Source organism: Permianibacter fluminis, from assembly GCF_013179735.1.
GTDB classification, from domain to species: domain Bacteria; phylum Pseudomonadota; class Gammaproteobacteria; order Enterobacterales; family Permianibacteraceae; genus Permianibacter; species Permianibacter fluminis.
Map to the genome: position 1 here is coordinate 3,352,359 of NZ_JABMEG010000001.1, position 23,877 is coordinate 3,376,235.

General features: G+C 58.1%; 18 protein-coding genes. 9 read left to right on the plus strand and 9 right to left on the minus strand.

Annotated elements, in window-relative coordinates; genetic code table 11:
- Positions 1–66 precede the first annotated feature (66 nt).
- The 4 genes from HPT27_RS14715 to HPT27_RS14730 all read left to right on the plus strand — a co-directional run bounded on the left by HPT27_RS14715 (position 67) and on the right by HPT27_RS14730 (position 4,737).
- Positions 67–2,271 carry a TonB-dependent receptor gene (locus HPT27_RS14715; protein ID WP_172244757.1) on the plus strand — a complete coding sequence of 735 codons (2,205 nt, stop codon included), beginning with the start codon at positions 67–69 and terminating at the stop codon, positions 2,269–2,271.
- 165 nt (positions 2,272–2,436) lie between these two features.
- Positions 2,437–3,117: a Fe2+-dependent dioxygenase gene (locus HPT27_RS14720; RefSeq protein ID WP_172244759.1), complete on the plus strand. Its 681-nt coding sequence runs from the start codon at positions 2,437–2,439 to the stop codon at positions 3,115–3,117.
- Positions 3,118–3,607: 490 nt separating this feature from the next.
- Positions 3,608–4,090: a hypothetical protein gene (locus tag HPT27_RS14725; protein WP_172244761.1), complete on the plus strand. Its 483-nt coding sequence runs from the start codon at positions 3,608–3,610 to the stop codon at positions 4,088–4,090.
- Positions 4,091–4,518: 428 nt separating this feature from the next.
- Positions 4,519–4,737: a VF530 family protein gene (locus tag HPT27_RS14730; protein WP_172244763.1), complete on the plus strand. Its 219-nt coding sequence runs from the start codon at positions 4,519–4,521 to the stop codon at positions 4,735–4,737.
- Between the two features lie 153 nt (positions 4,738–4,890).
- Here the strand turns inward: HPT27_RS14730 and HPT27_RS14735 are convergent, their stop codons facing one another.
- The 9 genes from HPT27_RS14735 to HPT27_RS14775 all read right to left on the minus strand — a co-directional run bounded on the left by HPT27_RS14735 (position 4,891) and on the right by HPT27_RS14775 (position 17,701).
- Positions 4,891–7,611, minus strand: coding sequence for a PepSY domain-containing protein (locus tag HPT27_RS14735; protein ID WP_172244765.1), 2,721 nt, complete (start codon positions 7,609–7,611; stop codon positions 4,891–4,893).
- Between the two features lie 254 nt (positions 7,612–7,865).
- A complete protein-coding gene (locus tag HPT27_RS14740) occupies positions 7,866–9,182 on the minus strand; it encodes an HDOD domain-containing protein (protein WP_172244767.1) in 1,317 nt (438 codons plus the stop codon).
- Positions 9,183–9,355: 173 nt separating this feature from the next.
- Entirely contained in the window at positions 9,356–10,219 is an 864-nt protein-coding gene (locus tag HPT27_RS14745) for an ABC transporter permease subunit (RefSeq protein WP_172244769.1), read from the minus strand.
- Positions 10,216–11,133 carry an ABC transporter permease subunit gene (locus HPT27_RS14750; RefSeq protein WP_172244771.1) on the minus strand — a complete coding sequence of 306 codons (918 nt, stop codon included), beginning with the start codon at positions 11,131–11,133 and terminating at the stop codon, positions 10,216–10,218. The genes HPT27_RS14745 and HPT27_RS14750 overlap by 4 nt, the downstream gene beginning before the upstream one ends.
- On the minus strand, positions 11,130–12,251 hold the full coding sequence (locus HPT27_RS14755) for an ABC transporter ATP-binding protein (RefSeq protein WP_211198069.1): 1,122 nt from the start codon (positions 12,249–12,251) through the stop codon (positions 11,130–11,132). Before HPT27_RS14755 ends, HPT27_RS14750 begins: the two co-directional genes overlap by 4 nt.
- Before the next feature lie 265 nt (positions 12,252–12,516).
- Positions 12,517–13,608 carry an extracellular solute-binding protein gene (locus HPT27_RS14760; RefSeq protein ID WP_235951070.1) on the minus strand — a complete coding sequence of 364 codons (1,092 nt, stop codon included), beginning with the start codon at positions 13,606–13,608 and terminating at the stop codon, positions 12,517–12,519.
- 227 nt (positions 13,609–13,835) lie between these two features.
- Positions 13,836–15,203, minus strand: coding sequence for an aspartate aminotransferase family protein (locus HPT27_RS14765; RefSeq protein ID WP_172244777.1), 1,368 nt, complete (start codon positions 15,201–15,203; stop codon positions 13,836–13,838).
- Between the two features lie 327 nt (positions 15,204–15,530).
- Entirely contained in the window at positions 15,531–16,895 is a 1,365-nt protein-coding gene (locus HPT27_RS14770) for a glutamine synthetase family protein (RefSeq protein WP_172244779.1), read from the minus strand.
- Positions 16,892–17,701 (minus strand): gamma-glutamyl-gamma-aminobutyrate hydrolase family protein, encoded by an 810-nt coding sequence (locus HPT27_RS14775; RefSeq protein ID WP_172244781.1) that lies wholly within the window; start codon positions 17,699–17,701, stop codon positions 16,892–16,894. The genes HPT27_RS14770 and HPT27_RS14775 overlap by 4 nt, the downstream gene beginning before the upstream one ends.
- A gap of 516 nt (positions 17,702–18,217) precedes the next feature.
- On the opposite strand from HPT27_RS14775, the gene HPT27_RS14780 reads away from it, so the two are divergent.
- From HPT27_RS14780 to HPT27_RS14800, 5 genes are all read left to right on the plus strand, one after another.
- Positions 18,218–19,621: a glutamine synthetase family protein gene (locus HPT27_RS14780; protein WP_172244783.1), complete on the plus strand. Its 1,404-nt coding sequence runs from the start codon at positions 18,218–18,220 to the stop codon at positions 19,619–19,621.
- Positions 19,622–19,710: 89 nt separating this feature from the next.
- Positions 19,711–20,982, plus strand: coding sequence for an NAD(P)/FAD-dependent oxidoreductase (locus HPT27_RS14785; protein ID WP_172244785.1), 1,272 nt, complete (start codon positions 19,711–19,713; stop codon positions 20,980–20,982).
- 303 nt (positions 20,983–21,285) lie between these two features.
- Complete coding sequence (gene speB, locus HPT27_RS14790; RefSeq protein WP_172244787.1) at positions 21,286–22,269, plus strand: agmatinase; 984 nt, start codon at positions 21,286–21,288, stop codon at positions 22,267–22,269.
- Positions 22,270–22,420: 151 nt separating this feature from the next.
- Positions 22,421–22,807, plus strand: coding sequence for a SirB2 family protein (locus HPT27_RS14795; RefSeq protein WP_172244789.1), 387 nt, complete (start codon positions 22,421–22,423; stop codon positions 22,805–22,807).
- Positions 22,808–22,920: 113 nt separating this feature from the next.
- Positions 22,921–23,754 carry an acyl-CoA thioester hydrolase/BAAT C-terminal domain-containing protein gene (locus HPT27_RS14800; RefSeq protein WP_172244791.1) on the plus strand — a complete coding sequence of 278 codons (834 nt, stop codon included), beginning with the start codon at positions 22,921–22,923 and terminating at the stop codon, positions 23,752–23,754.
- Positions 23,755–23,877: the final 123 nt, after the last annotated feature.

Below are 23,877 nucleotides of genomic sequence, written 5' to 3' on the forward strand. Positions count from 1 at the left end.
ATGCAGACCGCTGGCCCAGAACGCAGACAAAACACCGACGCAAAACGCGTCTTTGGGGACCCTGTGATGACCGCCGCGCAAACACTGATGACGATCAAAAAGACCAAGACCTTCCAAAAGACTCCGCTCGCTGCCGCGATTGCCCTGTGCAGCGCCCTGCCCGCCTATGCCGCAGAACCTGCCACCAGCCAGCCAGCCGATAGCCAAGCGATCGTCAAAGAACAAGAAACCGTACTGAAAGAAGTCAAAGTTGAAGCCCAGGCGGAACAGGACGGCTACAAAGCCAATCAGGCGAGCTCGCCGAAACTGACCCAGCCGCTGGTCGACACCGCCAAGACCGTGCGCGTAGTCACCGATGAAGTGATGCGTGAGCAAGGCGTCACCAGCCTGCGCGATGCGCTGCGCAATATTTCCGGCATCAGCATGGCCGCCGGCGAAGGTGGTGTACCGCCCGGCGACAACCTGACCCTGCGCGGCTTCTCGGCACGGACCGATTTGTTCATCGACGGCGCCCGTGATGTCGCCGGTTACACCCGCGATCCGTTCAATCTGGAATCGGTTGAAGTGGTGGAAGGTCCGGGCTCGGCATTCTCAGGCCGCGGCTCGACCGGCGGCTCGATCAATCAGGTCAGCAAAGCGCCGAAGCTCGACGATTTCAGCAACGCCGAATTGAGCATCGGCACCGACGCGTTGCACCGCGAAACGCTTGACGTCAACAAACCGCTGGAAAGCCTCAGCGACAGCGCCGCACTGCGCGTCAACCTGATGAATCACTCAGCCGATGCCCCGGGCCGCGATGAGGTGTACAGCAAGCGCTGGGCCATTGCCCCGAGTCTGGCGCTGGGGCTGGAAACCGACACCCGCGTCGTGCTGAGCCATTTGCATCAGGAACAGGACGGGTTGCCGGATTACGGTGTGCCTTACACCGCCAACGTGATTGTGCCGACTGGTGGTGAACCCTTGCCGGTTGATACCGAAACGTTTTACGGTTTGGTCGATCGCGATTACGAAGACATTGATGCCGATGTCACCACGGCCAAAGTGGAACACGATTTCAGCAAGACCGTCAGCCTGCGTAACCAACTCCGCTACGGCAACGTCACCCGCGATTCCATCGTGACGCCGCCACGCATGCTGAATGCCACGACCGTCAACCGCCAAGGCCGTGCCCGTGACACCGAAGACGAAATCCTGCTGAACCAGACCGATCTGAGTCTGAAGTTTGGCGAGGGTGCCATCAAACATACGGTCTTGGTTGGACTGGAACTGGCGCGGGAAAAATTTCACAACAATACCCGCAACCTGACCAATGGTCCGGCGACGCCAATCAACAACCCCAATCCGCACGATGCCTACACCGGCACGATTACGCCAACCGGTTTTGCCGAAGCAAAGGCCGACACGGTCGCGCTATATGTGTTCGACACCATCGAGTTCGGCAGCAACTGGCAAGCCAATCTCGGCCTGCGGCACGATGACTTCCAAACCGACTTTTACAGCAAAACGCTAAATCTCACGACCAACAACATCGACATCGTCGATTTAAACAACGCTGACAGCACCATCAACTGGAATGCCGGCCTCACCTACAAACCGGCAGAAAATAGCAGCATCTATTTCGCCTACGGCAGCTCGGTCAACCCGTCCGCCGAAGGCTTGACCCTCAGTGACAGCACGGCCACGCTGGATCCGGAAGAAAGCGACAGCTATGAGCTCGGCACCAAATGGGATTTGCTGAACCAGCAATTGCTGGTCACCGCGGCGATCTTCCGCACCGACAAAACCAACGCCCGCACAACCGATGGCAGCACCGGTGCCGCCACCGTGCTGGAAGGTGAGCAACGCGTGGATGGCTATACCCTCAGCGCCACCGGCATCATCAACGAGAATTGGCAAGTCATCGGCAGCTACACACATCTCGACAGCGAAATCGTCGAGTCCTTGAATGTGCTGGAGCAAGGCAATGAACTCGCCAACGTCGCACCGGAAAGCTGGACCTTGTGGACCACCTATCAACTGCTGCCTTCGCTGCAAGTGGGTCTCGGCGCGCAGCACACTGATCGCCGCTTCAACAACACGCAGAACCTGAACGAAGTACCGGGCTACACCTTGTATGACGCCATGGCCAGCTATCAAGTGACCGACAGCTTCGCCCTGCGGCTGAATGTCTACAACCTGACCGACGAAGATCATTACGCAACGGTGGGTGGTGGCCACGTCGTCCCCGGCGCCGCCCGTTATGCCATGCTGACCGGTAGTTTCAGCTTCTAACAATATTTCTGAAATGCATGCTAGGAGCCTCTCTCCCCTCGCGGGAGAGGGGTTGGGGAGAGGGGTTGGGGAGAGGGGATTCGGGGCAAAAGGGAAATACGAGCACGAGCACAAGCTCAACCCCAATTCCCCTCTTCCCCCATCCACGCGCAGGAGACCAACATCATGTTGTTGCAGATACCCGCCGTACTGACGGCCGAACAAGTCAGCGAAGCACGGCAACTGCTCGACCAGGCCGAATGGGTCGATGGCAAAATCACCGCCGGCTATCAATCGGCAAAAGCCAAAGACAACCTGCAACTGCCGGAAGAACATCCGGTCAGCAAACAACTCGGCGAAACCATTCTGAAAGCGCTAAGCCGCAATGCCCTGTTCATGTCAGCCGCATTGCCGTTAAAGGTTTTCCCGCCGCTGTTCAATTGCTATCGCGGTGGCCAATCATTTGGCTCGCATGTCGACAATGCCATCCGCGATCACCGCGCCAGCGGCCAGCGCGTCCGCACCGATCTGTCCTGCACCCTGTTCCTCAGCAGCCCCGAGGAATACGACGGCGGCGACTTGCTGATTGAAGACAGCTACGGCGCCCACAAAGTCAAACTGCCGGCCGGCCACATGGTGCTCTACCCGTCCACCAGCCTGCACAAAGTCACCCCGGTCACCCGCGGCGCCCGCATCGCCTCTTTCTTCTGGCTGCAATCGCTTGTCCGCGACGACGGCCAACGCACGCTGCTGTTCGATCTGGACACCAGCATTCAACGCCTGAACCAGGACACGCCCGATCATCCGTCGCTGGTCCAGCTGACAGGCGTCTACCACAACCTGCTACGGCGCTGGGCGGATACCTGACGTACCAGCACGGTATCGGGCGAAAAATTGCAGGTAAAGTGGGCCAAATCAACCGCCAGCATCGAGCCAGTCCCGACTAGGATTTGCTCGACGCAAGTCAAAGTCAGAAGCGAAACTCGGCTAGCGTCGCATGGCAACCGTTTCGCTGCCAACCCAGCCCACCCACCACAAACCCCAAGTCAACGGGAATATACCGTTTAAACCAAATTATCCTGCGAAGCTGCCTATTGGCAGCTGGCTAATGGGAGTGCTCAGCATACGACACAGAAATTTCTATATATATGAGTTAGAACGAATTAATCAGGCAACACCCGCCAGAATATTTTTACCAAGCAACTCTGTCTCCACGCAAAACAGTCCTTGTTTCAAACAAATGATGAAATCGTCTAAGCAGCTTGCTCAAAGCCTTGATCTGAATAGCGAATTCCGGCAAATTTACAGCTACCAGCCCCATTAGCGTGCATGCCACCTCTTAATTGATTATGCATCTATGACGACTTACCGCTTCCACGCTTTTGCCAGGCTCAAGAACACGGAAGAATTTCGTGTCCTTGGCTTAGATCTATCCAAGTCTGAATTAAAGAGCAAGATTTGTAAGCCATACAAGGCCGGCAAAGATATCTATATCTCCTCAACCATCACGCGCATAGCAGATATCCAACAGTTATCGATTGTCCGAAGCCAGCACAATGCCAAAGTAGAACTAGATCGATATGGAGAGGAACACGCTGCACTCATAAAAAAACAGAACGAGGGAAGCGGATTGATAGTACTTGGTGTGTTCCGAGGTAACAACCCACTCGAACTGATGGAGTGCTGTGAAAATGTGACAGACACTTTCATTGCAGATGCGCCAGGCTCCGGCACGTTTGTCACAAAGACTTATGCCTTCTTCCACAACCAATGGATTATTGGTATCGGCCTCCTAATTATTGGAATCTTGATCGGCAAGTTCCTAGACGCTGGAACATAACAACCAAAGCCGAAGCCTCTTCGCAGCTCAGCATAATTTAGGCACTAGACTGATATGCCATACCTGCAACTTCGATTGTACGCACCAGTTGTATCTCTCACCGCTGAAGGCGGCGCTTTGCGCCAATGTGCCGTTTCGGACGGATATTTAATCGATGAACTTGCTATTGAAAACGGGGCAATAAGCGAGCGCCCCTCCAAAGTCACTGTAATATTTGATGAGCAAGCGTAGGTACGAATCCGCGTAGCGGCTTCGTACGAATGGATTAGCATGCGTCCGAAGCGCTGCGCGATTCGGACCTACAATCCGTTCAAGATAGTGACTGGGTAGCGACTCCGTGCCGCTACGCAAAGTATGTGTAGATAGGTCCTACCATTTGAACCTTGCATTACACTCCGGCCAATACGACTCCGCAGGACAGCCCAACCATGAGCAGCGAGCAACAGAACAATCCTTTGCATGGACTCACGCTGGAAGCCATTGTGGTGCGGCTGGTTGATCATTACGGCTGGCCGGGGCTTGCCAGCCGGGTCAATATCAACTGTTTCAAGAGTGATCCGTCGGTGAAATCCAGCCTGAAATTCTTGCGGCGGACGCCGTGGGCACGGGAACAGGTGGAGAATCTGTATCTAGCGACGTTTGGCTGATTGGCTGAGCAGTGAGCACCTCGCCGTTTTCGGAAAAGTCTTGGTTTTAAGAAGCACGACCATTCAAGCCACAATCGATGCAACCGACAGAAACCAAAACGCCATCCGGACAGATGGCGTTTTTGCTTTCAGATTGCCGACTAACAGCAGCGCTCAGTACACATCGCGCCGGTAGCGCCCCTGCTCCAGCAATTGACTGACCGCATCACTGCCCAGCACGTCCAGAAGCACCTGCTCGACCGCCGGCGCCATGCCTTGGGCGCTGCCACAAACGTAGATGGCGGCGCCGGCTGCGACCTGCGATTTCAATCGTTCAGCCTGCTCTCGCAACACGTCCTGCACATGGATGCGCGCGGCCTGATCACGGGAGAAGGCCAGATCAACGTGCGCCAAGGTGCCATTGGCCTGCCACTGCGCAATCTCCTGCTGATAGTAAAAATCATGCTGGCGCGAGCGCTCACCAAAAATCAGCCAATGGCCTTTGCTGTTGGCCTGCTCGGCGGCACGCAGGTGCGCGCGCAAGGATGAAAGGCCGGAACCGTTGCCGATCAACAGCAGCGGTCGCTGATAGTCCTCGCACTGAAAGCTCGGGTTACGACGGATCTGCAATTCCAGCTCCGCACCAACGCTCAGATGCTCGGTCAGCCAACCGGAACCCACACCGAGTGAACCGTCGGCGTGACGCTCCTGCCGCACCAGCAATTGCAGCGACGCATCGGCCGGAATCGAAGCGATGGAATAGCTGCGCGCTTGCAGCGGTTGCAATTGCTGGAGGATTTCCGCCGTTGGCAGCGCCCGCCACTGCTGCAGTTGGACTGCATCCGGGTATTCGCTGACGGCCAATTTTTGCACCAGTTCGCGGTCATCATCGCGTGCCAGCGCGCGCAGCAACTCGCGGACCCGGTTCGCGCTGTGCTGCGGCCAGACATCCACCAGATCACCGGCCTGCCAATCGAGTTTGCCATCGCTTGCCAGCGGCACCAGCTCGATATGGAACATCGGCGCGCCAAGGCTGCCGTGATTCAGCACACGACGCTGCTGCAAGCGCCAGGTTTCAGTCTTCGGTTGTTGCCAACTCCATTGCTGATCGCCGCCTGTAAGTTGTTGCAATTGTTGTTGCCACTTTGCAATGGCCGCCGGATCGCCTTTGTCCACCTCGACCGGGGCAAACAATGCGTGCGCGCCCTGCTTTTGCAACCACTGCTCGAGCAGGTGACCGAAGCCACAAAAGCGCTGGTATTGCCGATCCCCCAGCGCCAGCACGGCATAGCGCAGCGAGTTCAATGCGCCCACATCGCGCGACAAACGCTTTTCAAAGGCACGAGCGGCATCGGGTGCTTCGCCGTCACCAAAGGTACTGACCACAAACAGCGCCTGGCTGAACGCCTGCAGACGTTCGCTGCTGATGACGGCAAGCGGATGCACCTGCACCGGCACACCGGCGGCTTGCAAACTGCCGGCGGTCTGCCAGGCCAGTTGCTCGGCGTAACCGGTTTGGCTGGCGTACGCGATCAGCAGCGGTGCGCTTTTTTCCCCGGCGGTATTACTGCTGGCATTCACGTCCGTGCTGGCGACGCTGATGCCGCGCGCCAGTTGGCGTGCGGCCTTTTTCTTGCCGCGCCGGTCCAGATACAACAGCCAACCGGTAATGGCGAACAGCGGCATCAACACACTGGCCAGCATCATCAGGATCAAACCGACAACACCGAAGTAACCACCACTGTGCAGGGCAAAAATGCTGCGCATCAGTTTGGCGCCGGGCGCGAGCGCGTCGTAGCGCTCATGTTTCTGCACGGCAAGGCTGTCAACATCCAGCGTCAGGGTATTGCTGGCGCGCTGATGTGCCGGCTCGCGATCCAGATAGCGGAACTCCACTGCCCCACCCGACCGCTCCGGCAGCCGCAACGTCACGCTGCGGTAACCGGCTGGCACTTCGCGTTCGAATACCTGCCACAGCAGCGCAAGTTGTTCGGCGTTGATCGGTGTCGGTGCGGATGGTTGTTGCCGCGTTTCGGTTGGTGTCGAATTTTGTGACGATTTGGCACCACGCTCGGCGTTTTCTCGATTGGCTTTTTCCAGCAAGACGTTCTGAGCAGAACCAACCGGCGATGGCGAATGCTGGGATGACGGCGGATTTGCGGACTGCACCGGGTTTGCCGGTGGCCCCTGATTGGCCGGTGGCGCCTGATTAACCGGCGTCGGGCGCGGCGCACCGGTCAGTTCAAACAGGCCGTCGCGATACCAGTCATAGGACCAATAAAGTCCGGTCAGCGCCGCCAGCAGATACAGCGGCAACACCCAGGTTCCGATCACCGAATGCAGATCCCAGAGAAACGAGCGCCCGGTACGGGCCCAAGAAAATTTCAGCCAGGCCCGCCAATTGCCCTTGTCGCGCGGCCAGCGCAGATACAGACCTGACAGCGCCAACACCAACAAGGCAACGGTGCTGGCTCCGACGATTTGCTTGCCGACATCACCCGCGGCAAGCCGACGATGCAGATCTTCAGCAAGGTGCAAAACCCCTTCGCCACGTTCCGGTTTGCCGAGCAGCGCGCCGGTGTACGGATTCTGGTAGACCCACTCGCCGCGTCGACCACCGGCGAACCCCACCTGGCCGGCTGCTGCCGGGTCGCTTTCGCGAGTCAGGCCAATGACGGTTTTTTCCGGTGCGGCCAACTGGGCGCGACGGATCAATTCGACTGCACTCAATGGCCGGCCCGCACCCGGCTCCACCGTCATGACCGCCGGGTTCAGCAGCCGCAGGATGTCCTGCTCGAATGACAGCATGGCGCCGGTGAGGCCCACCAGCGCCAGCACCACGCCGGCGCTAATGCCAAGCAGCCAGTGGGTTTGAAACCAGAGTTTTTTGAACATTGCAGCCAATCCGGGCTGGCGGCTAACGGCCGCCGAAAGAGAAATATTCGCTAATGATACTAATTCTCATTATTGCCGAAAAGGGCCGAATCGAGGAGGAATCATGAAGCGCGAAGATGCCCAGCTCTGTTGTGATCGGGCTGCAAGCCGCGCCCTGGCTGAAAAATAGCTTTTGACTGCCGATGCGTGGACAGCAAAACGCCCACCGAAGTGGGCGTCTTTTAACTTGCGGCAAGGCCGGATTTAGCGAAGCTTCAAGCTGCCAGCTCGGGCGCCCGGCCGGTTTCCGCCTGTGCCCGGGCAATGCGAATCATCGCCATGCTGCGGGTCGGCGTCAGCTCACCGCGAGCAACACGTTGGAAGGCCGGCACCGTGTGCATGGGCGGCACGGCCCGCGCCCGTGCGGTACCGATGGCGCAGTGCAGTTGAGCCAGAATGACCAGATCGGCGTAGTCGGCACTGGTTTCGCCATCGCTGCCGTGGTCACGTTCCCAGTCATCCGAGACGGTGGCCGCGGTGACGATTTCGCCATTGAGGCCGTATTCGCGCAGCAGGGTGGCGCCGAGCAAAGGCCGAACCCGGGTCAGACAGCTTTCCAGCCGCGGGCCATCCAGACTGAGCTCCGGGTAGGCGCCGGCATAGGTCAGCGCGGCGATTTCACCGGCCGCGTGCAGCAGGCCGACCAGATAGGCCCGCGCGGCCAACAGGCCGGGGGTGAACTCGGATAACTGGGCACACAGGTAGGCCACTTCGCGGCTCTGGCGAACGGCCGTGGCGAACCGGCCGGCGACAGCCGAATACCGGTCCGGCACTTGTTCGGACGAGGTAAACAGATGCAGCAAGCGGCGACTGGTATCGACGCCAAGCCGCGCCACCGCTTCAAAACAGCTTTGAACCGCGACCGGTGCGTTCATGAACGGATGGTTGGCGGCACCGATGAGCCGCAAGGCCACCGACGGCTCGATCATCGCTGCCTGTGCCAGCTGCACCATGCCAATCTGCGGATGCTGAATCAGCGCCCGGATACTGGCAGCGCCGGCCCGGGTCACCGGCAGCCGGACATTCTGGCGTGGCAAATCAATCAGCAAGGCGGCAAACAGCCGATCATCATCCTCGCTCAGATCGAGCTCCATCTCCTCGACCTGATAGGGCACCCGCTCGTGTTCGGGCAGGATTTCCATCAGTGAGTACGGCAGCAGCAAGACCTTGGCGCTGCTTTCGGCAACGACGCGGAACTGCCGCGGCCGCAGCTGGGCAACGCCGCCGAGGGCATTGGCCGCACCGGCGCTCATCCGGCGCACGGCGCCATCGCGGGCGATCAGGGCCAGATCGCCTTCAAGCAGGAAAATGTCATCGGTATCGGTTTCGCCGATAGCCGCGAGCTCCATGCCGCGCCGCACATCGAACAAGCGTGCCTGACGCGACAGCAGCAGCAGTTCAAGCGCACTGAGCCGGCGAAAAGGCAGGAAACGGGTAAGCAGCTGAGGATCGACCGCCGAGGCCGCGGGCTTTTGCGAGCTGGCGGCAGCTGGTCGAATGCGATTGAAACCGGGATCTGACTGAAAACTCATCGCCGAAGACATCCTTGTTACGACGTACGCGGCCAGCATACTGCAACGACCGGCTGGTTTCAAATTTGTGACCGGTGGCACGGCAAAGCCACCCTGCCGGGTCTAGTGAAAATTCTGGCAAAGCAAAACGCCGGCATCAGCCGGCGTTTTGTGGTGTGAGAACAACCGCGCCCTCAGCCGGAGCTGACCTGATGCTGGCCTTCGGCAACCGCCTGCTCCATTTCCCGTTCGCGCTTCTTCTCCATGCGGTACATCAGCACGCCGGCAACCGTCACCGCGATGGTGACAATGGAAATGATCAGCGTCGCCAGCGCGTTGATCTTGGGGCTGACGCCGAGCCGCACGGACGAGAACACAATCATCGGCAGCGTCGTGGAACCGGGGCCAGCGACAAAGCTGGAAATCACCAGGTCATCCACTGACAGCGTGAACGCCAGCAACCAGCCCGATACCAGTGCCGGTGCGATGATCGGCAGCGTGATCACAAAAAACACTTTCCACGGCGGCGCGCCGAGATCCTGCGCCGCCTCTTCCACCGATTGATCCATCTCGCGCAGTCGCGACGCCACCACCACCGTGGTGAACGCGCTGGAGAACGTCACGTGGGCAAACCAGAGTGTGCTGAAGCCGCGACCATCCGGCCAGCCAATGGCGTGTTCCATTGAAACGAACAGCAGCAGCAGCGACAGACCGGTGATCACTTCTGGCATCACCAGCGGCGCCGTCATCAGTGCGGAGAAGAACGTCTTGCCGCGGAAGCGCCCCATCCGGGTCAACACCACCGCCGCCATGGTGCCGATCACAACCGCCGTCGATGCCGACACGAACGCGAGCTTCAAACTCATGATCGCACCGGACAGCATGTGCCGGTCCTTGAACAGCTCGCCATACCATTTGACCGAGAATCCGGACCAGACGGTCACCAGCCGGTTTTCGTTGAACGAATAGACGATCAACAAGAACATCGGCACATACAGAAAAGCGAACGCGAACGCGAGCCAGACCCACGACGCCAGCGAATTCTTGTTGGCGTTCATTGGTTGGCCTCCAGTTCCTTGGCTTGGATGCGCTGGAAGATGGTGATTGGCGCAATCAGGACCACCAGCATCGTGATTGCCACCGCCGACGCCACTGGCCAATCACGGTTGTTGAAGAACTCTTGCCAGAGCACCTTGCCGATCATCAATTGATCCGGGCCGCCCAGAATTTCCGGGATCACGAATTCACCGACCGCCGGAATGAATACCAGCATGGCGCCAGCGATGATGCCGTTTTTCGACAACGGAACCGTGATCTTCCAGAACGCGGTCCAGCGGTTGGCACCGAGATCGGCCGCTGCTTCCAGCAACGTCGGATCGTGCTTGACCAGATTGGTATACAGCGGCAACACCATGAACGGCAGATAGGCGTAGACAATGCCGACATAAACCGCGAAATCGGTTTGCATCATCTGGATCGGCGTATCGATGATGCCGGTCCAAATCAGGAAGTTGTTGATGAAACCGTTGTTCTTCAGCAAACCAATCCAGGCATAAATGCGGATTAGCAGACTGGTCCATGACGGCAGAATCACCAGCATCAGCAAGACTTGCCGCATCGCCCCGGGCGCGCGGGCAATCGCGTATGCGACCGGATAGCCGATCATCAGCGCCAGCATGGTCGACACCGCCGCCATTTTCAGCGAGCCGAGATAAGCGTTGATGTAGAGCAGATCATCGAGATCAAACAAGCGGGTGTAGTTCTTGGTCAACAGCTCGATATTGCCAGCGACATCGTATTCAAAGCTGACCGGCGGCATCGCCACCGCCGGCTTCATGAACGAGATCACGAACACAATGGCGAACGGAATGAAAAAGAACAGGAACATCCACAGGTAAGGCGCGCTGATCACAAACCAGCGCGGCTGCGGCAGCAGACGCTTCAGCAGTGATGGTTTCGTCAGCGAAGTCATATTGGCAGCACCACAATGCTTTCCGGCGCCCAGCTGACATAGACCTCGTCATCCCAGGTCGGCCGCTCACTGACGTCACGATCAAAGTTGGAGGCATTGGCCAGAATCTTTTTACCGCTCTCCAGCCGCACGTGATACACCGAGTGGCTGCCGAAATAGGCAATGTTCATGACCTTGCCGCGCGATACGTTATGTTCCTGGCTGGGCTTAGCCTTGGTCACATCGATTTTTTCCGGCCGTACCGCCGCCCACAGGGTTTGCCCCGGTTGCCCGGTAATGCCGTGATTCAGATAAATTCGGGTGGGCAGATCGGCCGTTTCGACTTCGCAGTGATCCGGCTCGTCAACCACCAATTTGCCTTCAAACATGTTGATGGAACCGATGAATTCAGCGCTGAACCGGCAGTTCGGTGTTTCATAGACCTGCGCCGGTGCACCCACTTGCAGAATGCGGCCTTTGCTCATGACGCCGATGCGCGAGGCCATGGTCATCGCCTCTTCCTGATCATGGGTCACCATGACACAGGTCACGCCGACTTTCTCGATAATGTCGACCAGCTCCAGCTGCATGCGTTCACGCAGCTTTTTGTCGAGTGCGCCCATCGGTTCATCGAGCAGCAACAGCTTCGGCCGCTTGGACAGCGAACGCGCCAGGGCAACGCGCTGCTTCTGGCCACCGGACAATTGGTGCGGTTTGCGCTTGGCGTACGGGCTCATGTCGACCAGCTTGAGCATTTCTTCGACGCGCGCAGTAATCTGATCTTTCGGCAGACCATCCTGCTTCAAGCCGAAGGCAACGTTGTCGGCCACGGTCATGTGCGGGAACAGGGCATACGACTGAAACATCATGTTGGTCGGACGCTGATAGGACGGGATCTTGGCCATGTCCTGACCATCGATGGTGATGCGCCCCTCGGTCGGCTTTTCAAAACCAGCCAGCATGCGCAGCAGCGTTGACTTGCCGCAACCCGAACTCCCCAGCAGGGCGAAAATTTCACCTTTGCGTATCGACAGATCGACACTGTCTACCGCGGTGAAATCGCCAAAGACCTTCGTGACCTTTTCGATTTTGACGTAATTTTCGTCGGTCGTTGGTTTGGCTGTTGTTGGGTTGCCCATTGCCGGGTTGGCCGGTTTTTCGACTGCCGCCATGATGACTCCAAATTTTTTTCATGCTTAGCGCATGTCTAGTGCGTATTTGGCGCGTGTTGCGCGCGTGCCGAATGCACCCGATCAAACCAGTTCGGGACAACGGCGATAACTGCCTGAGCGAAAAATGGCCGCACGGTCAGACATTGCTCAACCCAACCGTGCGGAACAAAAACTAAACAGCGACTGAAAAGAGGCCCCAATCAGCCTGCCGATCGGGGCAGGTGCAGATAGTTTACTGACCGGTCTTGATCTTGGTCCAGACACGGGTCATGACCCGCTCGGTTTCTGCCGGCATGACTTTCAGCGTCCAAAGCTTGGCCATGGTGGCTTCGTTCGGGTAGATCGACGGATTGTTTTTCACTTCATCCGCGACTTGCGCCAGCGAGGCCGCGTTGCCGTTAGCGTATTGAACGTAGTTGCTGATCTTCGCGATCACGTCCGGACGCAGCAGGTAGTTGATGAACGCATGAGCGTTGTCAACGTTCTTGGCATCCTTCGGAATGGCCAGCATGTCGAACCACATTTCGGTGCCTTCTTTCGGAATGCTGAAGGCAATTTCAACGCCGTTGTTGGCTTCGCCAGCGCGCGCTTGCGCCTGGAACACGTCACCCGACCAACCGACCGCGACGCAGATGTCACCGTTGGCCAGATCGTTGATGTATTGCGAGCTGTGGAAATAGGTAATGAACGGACGGATTTTTTCCAGCAGCGGTTGGGCCGCTTCGGTGTAATCGGTCTCAACGGTGGAATCTTGCTGCTTGCCCAGATAGTTCAGGACCGGCGGCAGAATTTCCGATTGGGCGTCCAGGAACGCCACACCGCAGGCTTTCAGCTTGCTGATGTTTTCCGGCTTGAACACCAGATCCCAGGAATCGACCGGCGCGTTTTCGCCGAGCACTTCCTTGACCTTCTTGACGTTGTAACCGATACCGGTGGTGCCCCACAGGTAGGGCAGCGCGTATTGGTTACCCGGATCGTAGTTTTCCAGCCGCTTCATCAGCGCCGGATCCAGATTGCCCCAGTTGGTCAGCTTGCTCTTGTCGAGCGGCTGGAATACACCAGCCTGGATTTGCCGGCCGAGGAAAGAGCCCGACGGCACCACAACATCGAAACCGGTGCTGCCGGCCAACAGCTTGGCTTCGACGACTTCGTTGCTGTCGAACACGTCATAGACGACCTTGATGCCGGTTTCTTTTTCGAAATCTGCCAGCACGGTGTCATCGATGTAGTCGCTCCAGTTATAAACATGGACGACTTTCTCTTCAGACGACGCTGCCGGCGCCTGAGCCTGTTCGGTCGGAGCCGGTTCCTCGCTGCAGGCCATCAGGCCCAGCGCGGCCAGCACGGCTACACCTAGAGTGAGCTTCTGCTTTGCCATTGTTGTTTCCCCTCAGTGGAACGCGCCGCTACGGACGGCTGCGCGTTGGTTATGCCCCTTGCCTTCCATCCCGCCGGTTTGGCCGGCACGACGAAAGTCGCGCAAACCATAACAGCAGAACGCCGAGATTTACAGAGCCAATTTACAGATGAGCCGGACCGGTTCACGGCCCGTCAAACACCCAGATCTTTCGCGGTCAAATCCAGTGCAGTTCGGGTCTTGGTCAACAATTCATCAAGCTGTTGTTCGGTGATTACCAGAGGTGGTGACAGCAGCATGGTGTCACCGGTTGCACGCAGCACCAGACCGGTGCGCAATGCATGATCCCGGCACACCGTTCCGGTGCTTCCGGGCTTGGCAATGCGTTCGCGGGTCGCCTTGTTTTTGACCAGCTCAATGGCGCCCAGCAAACCGGCACTGCGGACTTCGCCAACCAGCGGGTGATCGCGCAGCCGCTCCAGCCCCTGTTTCAGATAGGGCCCGAGCCGGTCGCGGACATTTTCGACAATGCCTTCGCGCTGCAGGATGCGGATATTTTCCAGCGCCACGGCCGCGCAGACCGGGTGACCGGAATAGGTGAAGCCGTGGTTGAAGTCGCCGCCCGCCTCGACCAGCAGCTTGGCCACGCGGTCACCGACAATCACGCCACCAATCGGCAGGTAGCCGGACGACAGCCCCTTGGCGATCGGCATCAGATCCGGCTGGACGCCGAAATGCTGGCAGCCAAACCAGCTGCCGGTCCGGCCAAAGCCGCAGATGACCTCGTCGGTAATCAGCAGGATGTCGTACTTGCGGCAGATGCGCTGGATTTCCGGCCAGTAGGTCTTGGGCGGGATGATGACGCCGCCAGCGCCCTGAATCGGCTCACCGATAAAGGCAGCAACCTTGTCGGCACCGACTTCCTTGATCTTGTCTTCCAGCCAGCCGGCCGCCTTCAGCCCGAACGCATCCGGCTCCATGTCGCCGCCGAGCCCATACCAGTACGGCTGTTCGATGTGCGTAATGCCGGGAATCGGCAGGTCGCCCTGCTTGTGCATGTAGTCCATGCCACCGAGCGAGGCACCGGCAACGGTCGAACCGTGATAGGCATTGTGACGGGAAATCAGGGTCTTCTTTTCCGGCTTGCCCATCAGATCCCAGTAGCGACGAACCATGCGCAGCACGGTGTCATTGGCCTCTGAGCCAGAGCCGGTAAAAAACACGTGGCCCATGCCGGGCGGAGCGACCTCGGCAATCGCTTTTGACAACTCGATGACCGGCTTGGTGGTGGTGCGGAAAAACAGGTTGTAATACGGCAGCTCGGTCATCTGCTTGCTGGCCGCTTCGACCAGCTCCTTGCGGCCATAACCGACGTTGACGCACCAGAGTCCGGCAAAGCCATCGAGAATCTTGTTGCCGTCCGAATCCCACAGGTACACGCCCTCGGCTCGAGTGATCACCCGAGCGCCCTGCGCTGCCAGCGCCTTGTTGTCGGAAAACGGATGCAGATGATAGGTGGCATCGAGCGCGCGCAGCTCGGCCGTTGACAATGCAGCGGTCATATTGTGCTACCTCTTAGCGTTGCTGGCCAACCGTCATCGCGATCGACGCTGTTTTCATGACACCGATCGTTGCCGGTGCTGAGTTATTTCGTTGCAGCTTTTGTCAGTGACTTCTTGTTGCGTACTGCTTTTGTATTGCGTACTGCATTTGTGTGGGAGCGGCTTCAGCTGCGACTGCCCGGGCAGTCTATACACTCCATCGCGGCTAAAGCCGCTCATACAAAAACTTCTTGTTGCCTGCCGGCGTTTTCCCTTTGCTGGCCGGCATCTGCGCCGCCTCACTGTGCAAAAAAATGGGCGGCGCTTTTGCAAACGCCGCCCTCAGGCTCACACATTCAACAACAGGTAATCCCGTTCCCAGGAACTGATCACCGCGAAGAAAGTTTCATATTCCTTTTCTTTCACTGCGGTATAGGCCCGGACAAAACGTTCACCGAGCACATGCTGCAGCTCGTCACTCTTGCGCAGCAGCGCGACGGCATCGAGCAGGTTGCGCGGCAATTCATACGGCAGATTGTAGGCACTGCCCTGCACCGGTTCGCGCGGTTTGATTTTTTGGATCATACCGAGATAGCCCGCGGCCAGTGATGCGGCCAGCGCCAGATACGGATTACAGTCGGAACCGATGATGCGGTTTTCCACCCGGCGATTAGCCGGCGACGAATGCGGCACCCGCAGACCGACCGTGCGATTGTCATAGCCCCATTGCACGTTGATCGGCGCGGAATTGAAGCGGGCGATCCGGCGATAGGAGTTGACGTTCGGCGCCATCAGACTCATCAGTGCCGGCAGATATTTCTGCAAACCACCGATGTAGTGATAAAACAAGTCACTCGGCTCGCCATCAGCGGTCGAGAAAATGTTCTGCTTGGTTTGTTTGTCGACAATCGACTGGTGCACATGCATCGCCGAGCCGGCTTCGTTTTCATGCGGCTTGGCCATGAAAGTTGCGTAAATGCCGTGACGCAGCGCGGTTTCCCGCATGGTGCGCTTGAACAAGAATACCTGATCGGCCAAATCCAACGGGTTGCCATGCAGGAAGTTGACTTCCATCTGGCCGGCACCGTCTTCGTGGATCAGCGTATCGATGTCGAGCTCCATCGCTTCGCAGTAGTCATACATATCTTCGAAGATCGGATCAAACTCGTTGACCGCATCGATACCGTACGAGCGCCGCGCCGTTTCCTGCCGGCCCGAGCGACCAATCGGCGGCTCCAGCTTGTAATCGGAATCGGTGTTCTGCTTGACCAGATAAAACTCGACCTCGGGCGCCATCACCGGCTCCCAGCCTTGCAGATCGAACATCTTCAGGATTTTTTTCAGCACCGAACGCGGCGCCAGATCCACCGGCGAGCCGTCGCGGTAAAAGCAATCGTGAATCACTTGTGCAGTCGGCTCGGCGGCCCATGGCACCAGACAGACCGTTTTCGGGTCCGGGCGCAACTCCATGTCGATTTCGGTCGGCGCGATCAGACTGTCGTCTTCATCTTCCGGCCAGTCGCCAGTGACAGTCTGAATGAAAATGCCTTCCGGCAGGCGCATGTTTTCCCGGAAGAATTTCTTGGCCGGAACAATCTTGCCGCGCGCAACACCGGTCATGTCCGGCACCATGCATTCCACTTCGGTAATGCCGCGCTCTTCAAACCATTGTTTCAGTACATCTTCATCCTGACTGCTTTGTCCGTTACTCATAAAACTCTCGCTTGCATCCGTTTTTTGCAGGCCTCGCCAAAGGCTGCGAACAATTTGACGGAAACCGGGTTGTCCCAGGCTTTCCACTCGGGGTGCCACTGCACCGCCAGGGCGAAGGTCGTCGCCGTGCCTACACTGTAGGCTTCAATCAGCCCATCGGGGGCCGTCGCCTCGACTTTCAGGTTTGGCGCCAGATCGTCGATGCCTTGCCCATGCAGGGAATTGACGTCGATTCGGTCCTGGCCCAGCAAACCCGCCATGACCCCACCCGGTGTGAGGCGAACCTCGTGGGCGGGGCCGTATTGCTCGTCGAGCGGGTCGTCCTTGTCTTCGCGATGGTCATGGAGGCCGGCAACTTTGTGCACCTCCTGATGCAAGGTGCCACCAAAGGCCACGTTCATTTCCTGAAAGCCGCGGCAGATACCGAATACCGGTACCCCGACGGCAATCGCGTTCGGGATCAGGCCCAGCACGGTCGCATCGCGGTGCGGGTCGTTCAAATCTTCGGCTTTCTGCCGGTCGCGGCCATAGCGATGCGGCTCGACATTGGAATAGCTGCCGGTCAGCAGGATGCCGTCGAAGCGCTCGATGAGCTCCGCCTCCGGAATCGAGCCGGCAAACGCCGGCAGCAGCACCGGCAGCACGCCGGCGCAGCGCTCCACGGCGCGGACATATTTGTCGCCTACCATATGAAAGGGATGCAGCCCGACCTGGCGCAGGTCCGAAATGATGGCGACCAGCGGCCGGCGACCGGACGACGGGGTCCGGTGCTCAAGCGGGGAGCGGTTTTGCGTGTTTTCGTTCATTTTCTTAAACAGACTGTGCGTCGTTTTATTGAACAGTGGTCGCTGCAGGCCAGCCGTGAAGCCCCGAAAAGCTCGCCTGCGAAGCGTGAACGCTGATGCAGGCGAAAGGGGCTAATATGCCGTTTCGCGGCCTTTATAGCCGGGTAACCGGGGGAGCGTCAACCACTCTCCGGCGTTTTTGCCGCTCTTGTGCAGCGCAGCACCATCTCGCCTTGACAGCCCTGCGCCGGATCGGGAGCATTCGAAGATATTAAACAGGTGCTGAGCAGGACCCTCGCAGCAGCCACTGCTACACGGCTGCTGTAGTCGCCCCGGAGCGAATCCCGGAGCGGCCGGAGGCCCCTGACCCGTCCAGGGCTTGCGTGACGGGCAGCATCGGGTTGGCGAGTACACGGCATTCCGGATTGGGCTGCTGCGGTACGGCAATACGCCAGCTTCAAAACGCAGGCGAAGCTAAGAGTGAGGCAGGCCGACGATTTACCGGCCCCCGCCGCTACTCGACCCAGAGCCACCATCATGACCATCAACAACGTTAACTTCGTCAAACCGGACCCGAAAGAGGCCGAACTGTTTCTGCAGCAAAACCCGGACGTACTCGGTATCGATCTGTTTGTCTGCGACACCAATGGTGTTGCCCGCGGCAAGCGCATCGATCGGGACAGCCTGGTCAAGTGCTACAAGAACGGCGTCGCCCTGCCCGGCTCCATTTTCTCGCTCGACATCACCGGTGACTGCATCGAAGAAGCCGGCCTTGGTTTCGACGTCGGCGACATGGACCAGATCTGCTGGCCCATTCCCGGCACGCTGAAGCTGTCACCGTGGCAAAAACGGCCGATGGCGCAAGTGCTGCTGACCATGCACACCGGCGACGGCCAACCGTTTTTTGCCGACCCCCGGCAAGTGCTGGCGCGGGTGCTGAACAAATTCAGGGAACTGAAACTGACGCCCGTCGTGGCCGTTGAGCTGGAGTTTTATTTGCTCGACCGGCAGCGCGTCGATACCTACACGCCGCAACCGCCGATCTCGCCGTTCACCGGTCGCCGGGAAGAATCGACCCAGGTGTATGCAATTGAAGCGCTCGATGATTTCGATGAATTGCTGGAAGACATCGCGCAATCGATTGAAATCCAGAATCTGCCGGCCGACACTGCAGTCGCCGAATACGCACCCGGCCAGTATGAAATCAATCTGGAACACCGCGCCGACGCGCTGCGCGCCTGTGACGATGCCTTCCTGCTGAAGCGATTGATCAAAGGCGTGACGCTCAATCACAATTTTGAAGCGACGTTCATGGCCAAGCCTTACGATGACAAGGCCGGCTCCGGCACGCACATTCATGTGTCGCTGATCGATGAAAACGGCAACAACATTTTTGCCGATACGTCTTCTACCAGTGCAACAGGCCAATTCACTTCACAACTGAAATGGGCGCTCGGTGGCCTGATGGCAACGATGCATGAAGCGATGGCGATTTTCGCACCGAACGCCAACAGCTATCGCCGCTTCCGGGTCAACTCGCATGTGCCGAACTGCCCGGCCTGGGGTGTCAACAACCGTTCGGTGTCCTTGCGGATTCCGGCCGGCGCTGCCGATGCCACGCGGGTTGAACACCGCGTTGCCGGTGCCGATGCCAACCCGTATCTGTTGGTCGCCACCGTGCTGGCCGGCATGCATCACGGTCTGGTCAACAAACTCGATTGCGGTCCGGAAACAGTCGGCAATGCCTATGTTCAGCACGAGGCATCGCTACCGAATGTCTGGATCCACGCCATTGAGTTGTTCGAAGCCGGCGAGATCATTCCGGACTACCTTGGTCGCGAGTTCTGCAACGTCTACGTTGCCTGCAAACGCGCCGAATACAACGAGTTCAATTACCACGTCAGCCCGCTGGAATATCAGTGGTATTTGCGCACCGTATAATTTTCGCCTGCCAACACTTACATTCAGCCCCACACGTCATCCCCGCCAAGGGCGGGGATGACCTTTACATAGAGCCCTGCATACGTGTCATGACCCAACATATCGATTCTTGGTACGCCGCTTCCGCCAATTCCTTCCCGGCCTTGCCACCACTGGATGGTGACACCAGCGTCGATGTCTGCATCATCGGCGCCGGCATGACCGGCTGCAGCACCGCGCTGGATCTCGCCGCCAAGGGCTACAAGGTACTGATAGTCGAGGCCGCACGAGTCGGTTGGGGCGCCAGCGGTCGCAGCGGTGGCCAATTCATTCATGACTACGCCTGCGGCAACCACACGCTGCAAGATCTGCTCGGCAAAGACGAGGCCCGCAAACATTGGGAGCTGTCCATCGCCGCGCTTGATCTGGTCCGCGAGCGGGTCAGCCAGCACAACATCGACTGCGATATTCAGGACGGTTACTGCGCCGTCGCAATCAAGGATCGTCAGCGCACCGCGCTGCTGGAAGAACAGGAATTTCTCGCCAGTGCGTACAATTTTCCGACCACGTTCTGGGACGGCCCGGCGCTGCGCGAAAGACTCGACAGCCCGCGCTATATCGCCGGTTTGTACGATGGCCGCTCCGGCCACCTGCACCCACTCAACTACACACTGGGCTTGGCCCAGGCCGCGTTGAACGCCGGTGTCCGCATTGTTGAAAACACCCGTGCGACCGCCATTCAGCACGGCAATACCGTGCGGGTCAAAACCGACCATGGCACCGTCAGCGCCAAATTTCTGGTGCTCGGCGGCAATGCCTATCTCGGTGAGCTGGTGCCGCAGCTGGATCGAAAAATCATGCCGGTCGGCACCTACATCATGGCGACCGAACCGCTCGGCAAGGAACGCGCCGAAGCGCTGATCCGCGACACCATGTGCGTCTGCGACACCAATTTCGTGCTCGATTATTTCCGCATGTCGGCCGATTACCGGCTGCTGTTCGGCGGTCGTGTTTCGTATTCGCGACTGGAGCCGCTGAACCTGACCCAGCGCCTGTATTCACACATGATCAACGTCTTCCCACAGCTCAATGGCGTGCAGCCGGCCTACACTTGGGGCGGTTACGTCGATATCACGATGAATCGTGCGCCGCACTTTGGTCGGCTGGCACCGAACGCTTATTTCGCCCAAGGCTTCTCCGGTCACGGCGTTGCCTTGACCGGCATGGCCGGTCGTCTGATCGCCGATGCCATATCCGGTCAGGCCGAACGCTTCGATATGTTCGGCAAGATTCCGCATCACGATTTTCCCGGCGGTCGCACGTTCCGTACCCCTGCGCTGGTGCTGGCCATGGCTTGGTATCGGTTGCGGGATTTGCTCTAGTCGCCTCAGGCGGCGCTCAATCTCGCTGTAGGAGCGGCCTTGGCCGCGATTGACTTGCTAACGAACAGTTGCCGCCAACCCCATCGCGGCCAAGGCCGCTCCTACAAAAAATCTCGGCTCGTCAGACGGGCGCTTCCAGCAACAAGCCAAGCCAAGCCAACACGAACTTGGTCCCGTTATCGAAGGCTCACGCCTCGCCAGCTTTGCTACAATTCCGCCCGCCTGTGTGCCTCCACCCGTCGGCCTAGTGGACTGGGAATCGGTCAACCGTTCGGCTTGACCGTGCAGTAATGGATTTCTCCCATGACTGACTCAAATGAAAACATCATCCGCGGCGATGGCGCCATCCGCCGCAACTCCCTGTACGGCAGCAGCATCGAAAACACCTATGGCGGCGTGCAGTCGTTCATGCGCCGCAACTACACCCGCGACCTGACCGGTGTTGATGTCGCGATCAGCGGCATCCCGTTCGATCTCGCCTGCACCTATCGCAGCGGTGCCCGCTTGGGGCCAAGCGCCATCCGCGCCGCCTCAGTGCAGCTGGCCGAGTTGAAGCCGTTTCCGTGGGGTTTTGATCCGTTTGATGATCTCGCCGTCATCGATTACGGCGATTGCTGGTTCGATGCCCACAATCCGATGACCATCAAGCAAAGCATCATCGAACATGCCCGCACCATTCTGAACGCCGGCGCGACCATGCTGACCTTCGGTGGCGATCACTACGTCACCTATCCGCTGCTGAAAGCGCACGCAGAAAAATACGGCGCGCCACTGAGCCTCATTCACTTCGATGCCCACTGCGATACCTGGCCGGACGACAATCCGGATTCGCTAAACCACGGCACCATGTTCTACAAAGCGGTACAGGAAGGATTGATCGATCCGAAACGTTCGGTGCAAGTCGGCATTCGCACCTGGAACGACGACTTCCAGGGCATCAACATGCTGTTCGCACCGTGGGTGCACGAGAACGGCGTGGCTGCGACCATTGCCGAGATCAAGAAAACCGTCGGCAACAACCCGACCTACCTGACCTTCGATATCGACTGCCTCGATCCCGCCTTCGCACCGGGCACCGGCACCCCGGTTCCGGGCGGCCTCACCAGCGCGCAAGCCTTGTCGATTGTCCGCGCGCTCGGCGATGTCAATTTGATCGGCATGGATGTGGTCGAAGTCGCCCCGTCTTACGATCAGAGCGAAGTCACCGCGCTCGCTGCGGCGCATCTGGCCTGTGATTTCCTGTGCCTGATGCGCAACAAGAAATTGGCGAAGCAAGGCAAGAAGTAAGTCCGTTGATTGCCCCCCCTCCTTGTCAAGGAGGGGTCAGGGGTGGTTGACTGAAGACTGCAAACTGTCGAGTTCGGTCAACGCCCTCGAACCCACACCACCCCTAACCCCTCCTCGTGAGAGGAGGGGCATAAAACAAAAGAATAGCCCCATGCTCTACACCATCATCAAACACATCCACATCACCACCGCCATCGTCTCAGGCATCCTGCTGTTCTGGCGCGGCGGCCGTGCGCTGTTCGGCTACAACAACAGCGGTTTCGCTTACCGCGTGCTGCCACATATCATCGACACCGTACTGCTCGGAACGGCGATTTATATGGCTTACGTCAGCCATCAATACCCGTTCGTGCAGGCTTGGCTGACCGCGAAAGTAGTCGTGCTGTTTGCCTATGTCTTCTTCGGCTATATGGCGGTCAAGAAAGCCAAAGGCTTCTTCCCGATTTTGATGTATCTGCTGCTGGCCTTGGCGAGCTTTGTCTACATCGTCGGCACCGCGCATTACAAAAACTGGCTGTGGCTGACGTGGTATTTCTGAGAAACCGCCATAGGTAGGGCGTCAATAACCGCAGGACATTGCGCCGTATTGAGGCATGAAATCCGGCGCAATGATATTGCGCCCTACGTGAGCTTGTTGATTCAAGGAAAATTATGCGCCGTCTTCTGTTTGTCACTGCCATTGTGGTTGCGCTTTTTTCCACTAACGGGAATGCGAGCTCATTTGACTACGCAGTTAAGCCTGTCCAATACAAAGGACTGGTGGCCAATCTGTACTTGCCAAAAACGGACAAGAAAGTACCGGTCGTGATTGCGTTTGGCGGCTCGGAGGGTGGCTTGGGCACCGGCAATGCCAACGGTGAAATGCTGGCGCCAACGGGTGTAGCTGTGCTTGGCCTTGCCTACTTCAAGGAAGTCGGCCTACCGCAGACACTTGATCAAATCCCAATGGAATATTTTTTGAACGCGGTTAACTATCTCGAAACGGTAGTCGAGGTCGATGCGAACCGGATTGGCGTGGTTGCCGGCTCCCGAGGAACGGAGGCAGCATTTCTGCTGGCAACGCTCGACCAACGGATTAAATCAGTCGTTGCCACCACGCCTAGCAAAGTGGCCTGGTTCGGAAAAACAGTCGCCAAATCCGCCTGGACTTTCAACGGCGAGAGCATTCCCGCACTGAGCCTGGCACTTGATGAAAACGCACCGCTATTACGTCGCTTCGAGGTTGCGTTGGAAGACAAAGATCGCGTAGCTCCAGCGCAGTTCAAGTTTGAAAAAATCAACGGCCCAATTCTGTTGATATCCGCAAGCCAGGATCAAATCTGGCCCTCTTTTCAAATGGCCAAAGACATCGAGCTGTATTTGGCACAACACCACTTTTCCCACAAGGTCACACACCTCACCTATCAAACGGGTCATGGTTTCAGCAAAGAAACTGCGCCAGAAATCAAACAATTGATAATCACTCACTTCTTAGACACACTCTAAAATATAGGTTGGGTTACCATACCCAGCGATCTTCTTGATGGTGTTGCATGTTTGGCTTCGCAAGCTCAGCCAGAACTACGAGACTGAGACTACGATGCTGCAGTTTAAAGTTTTTCGCGTAGA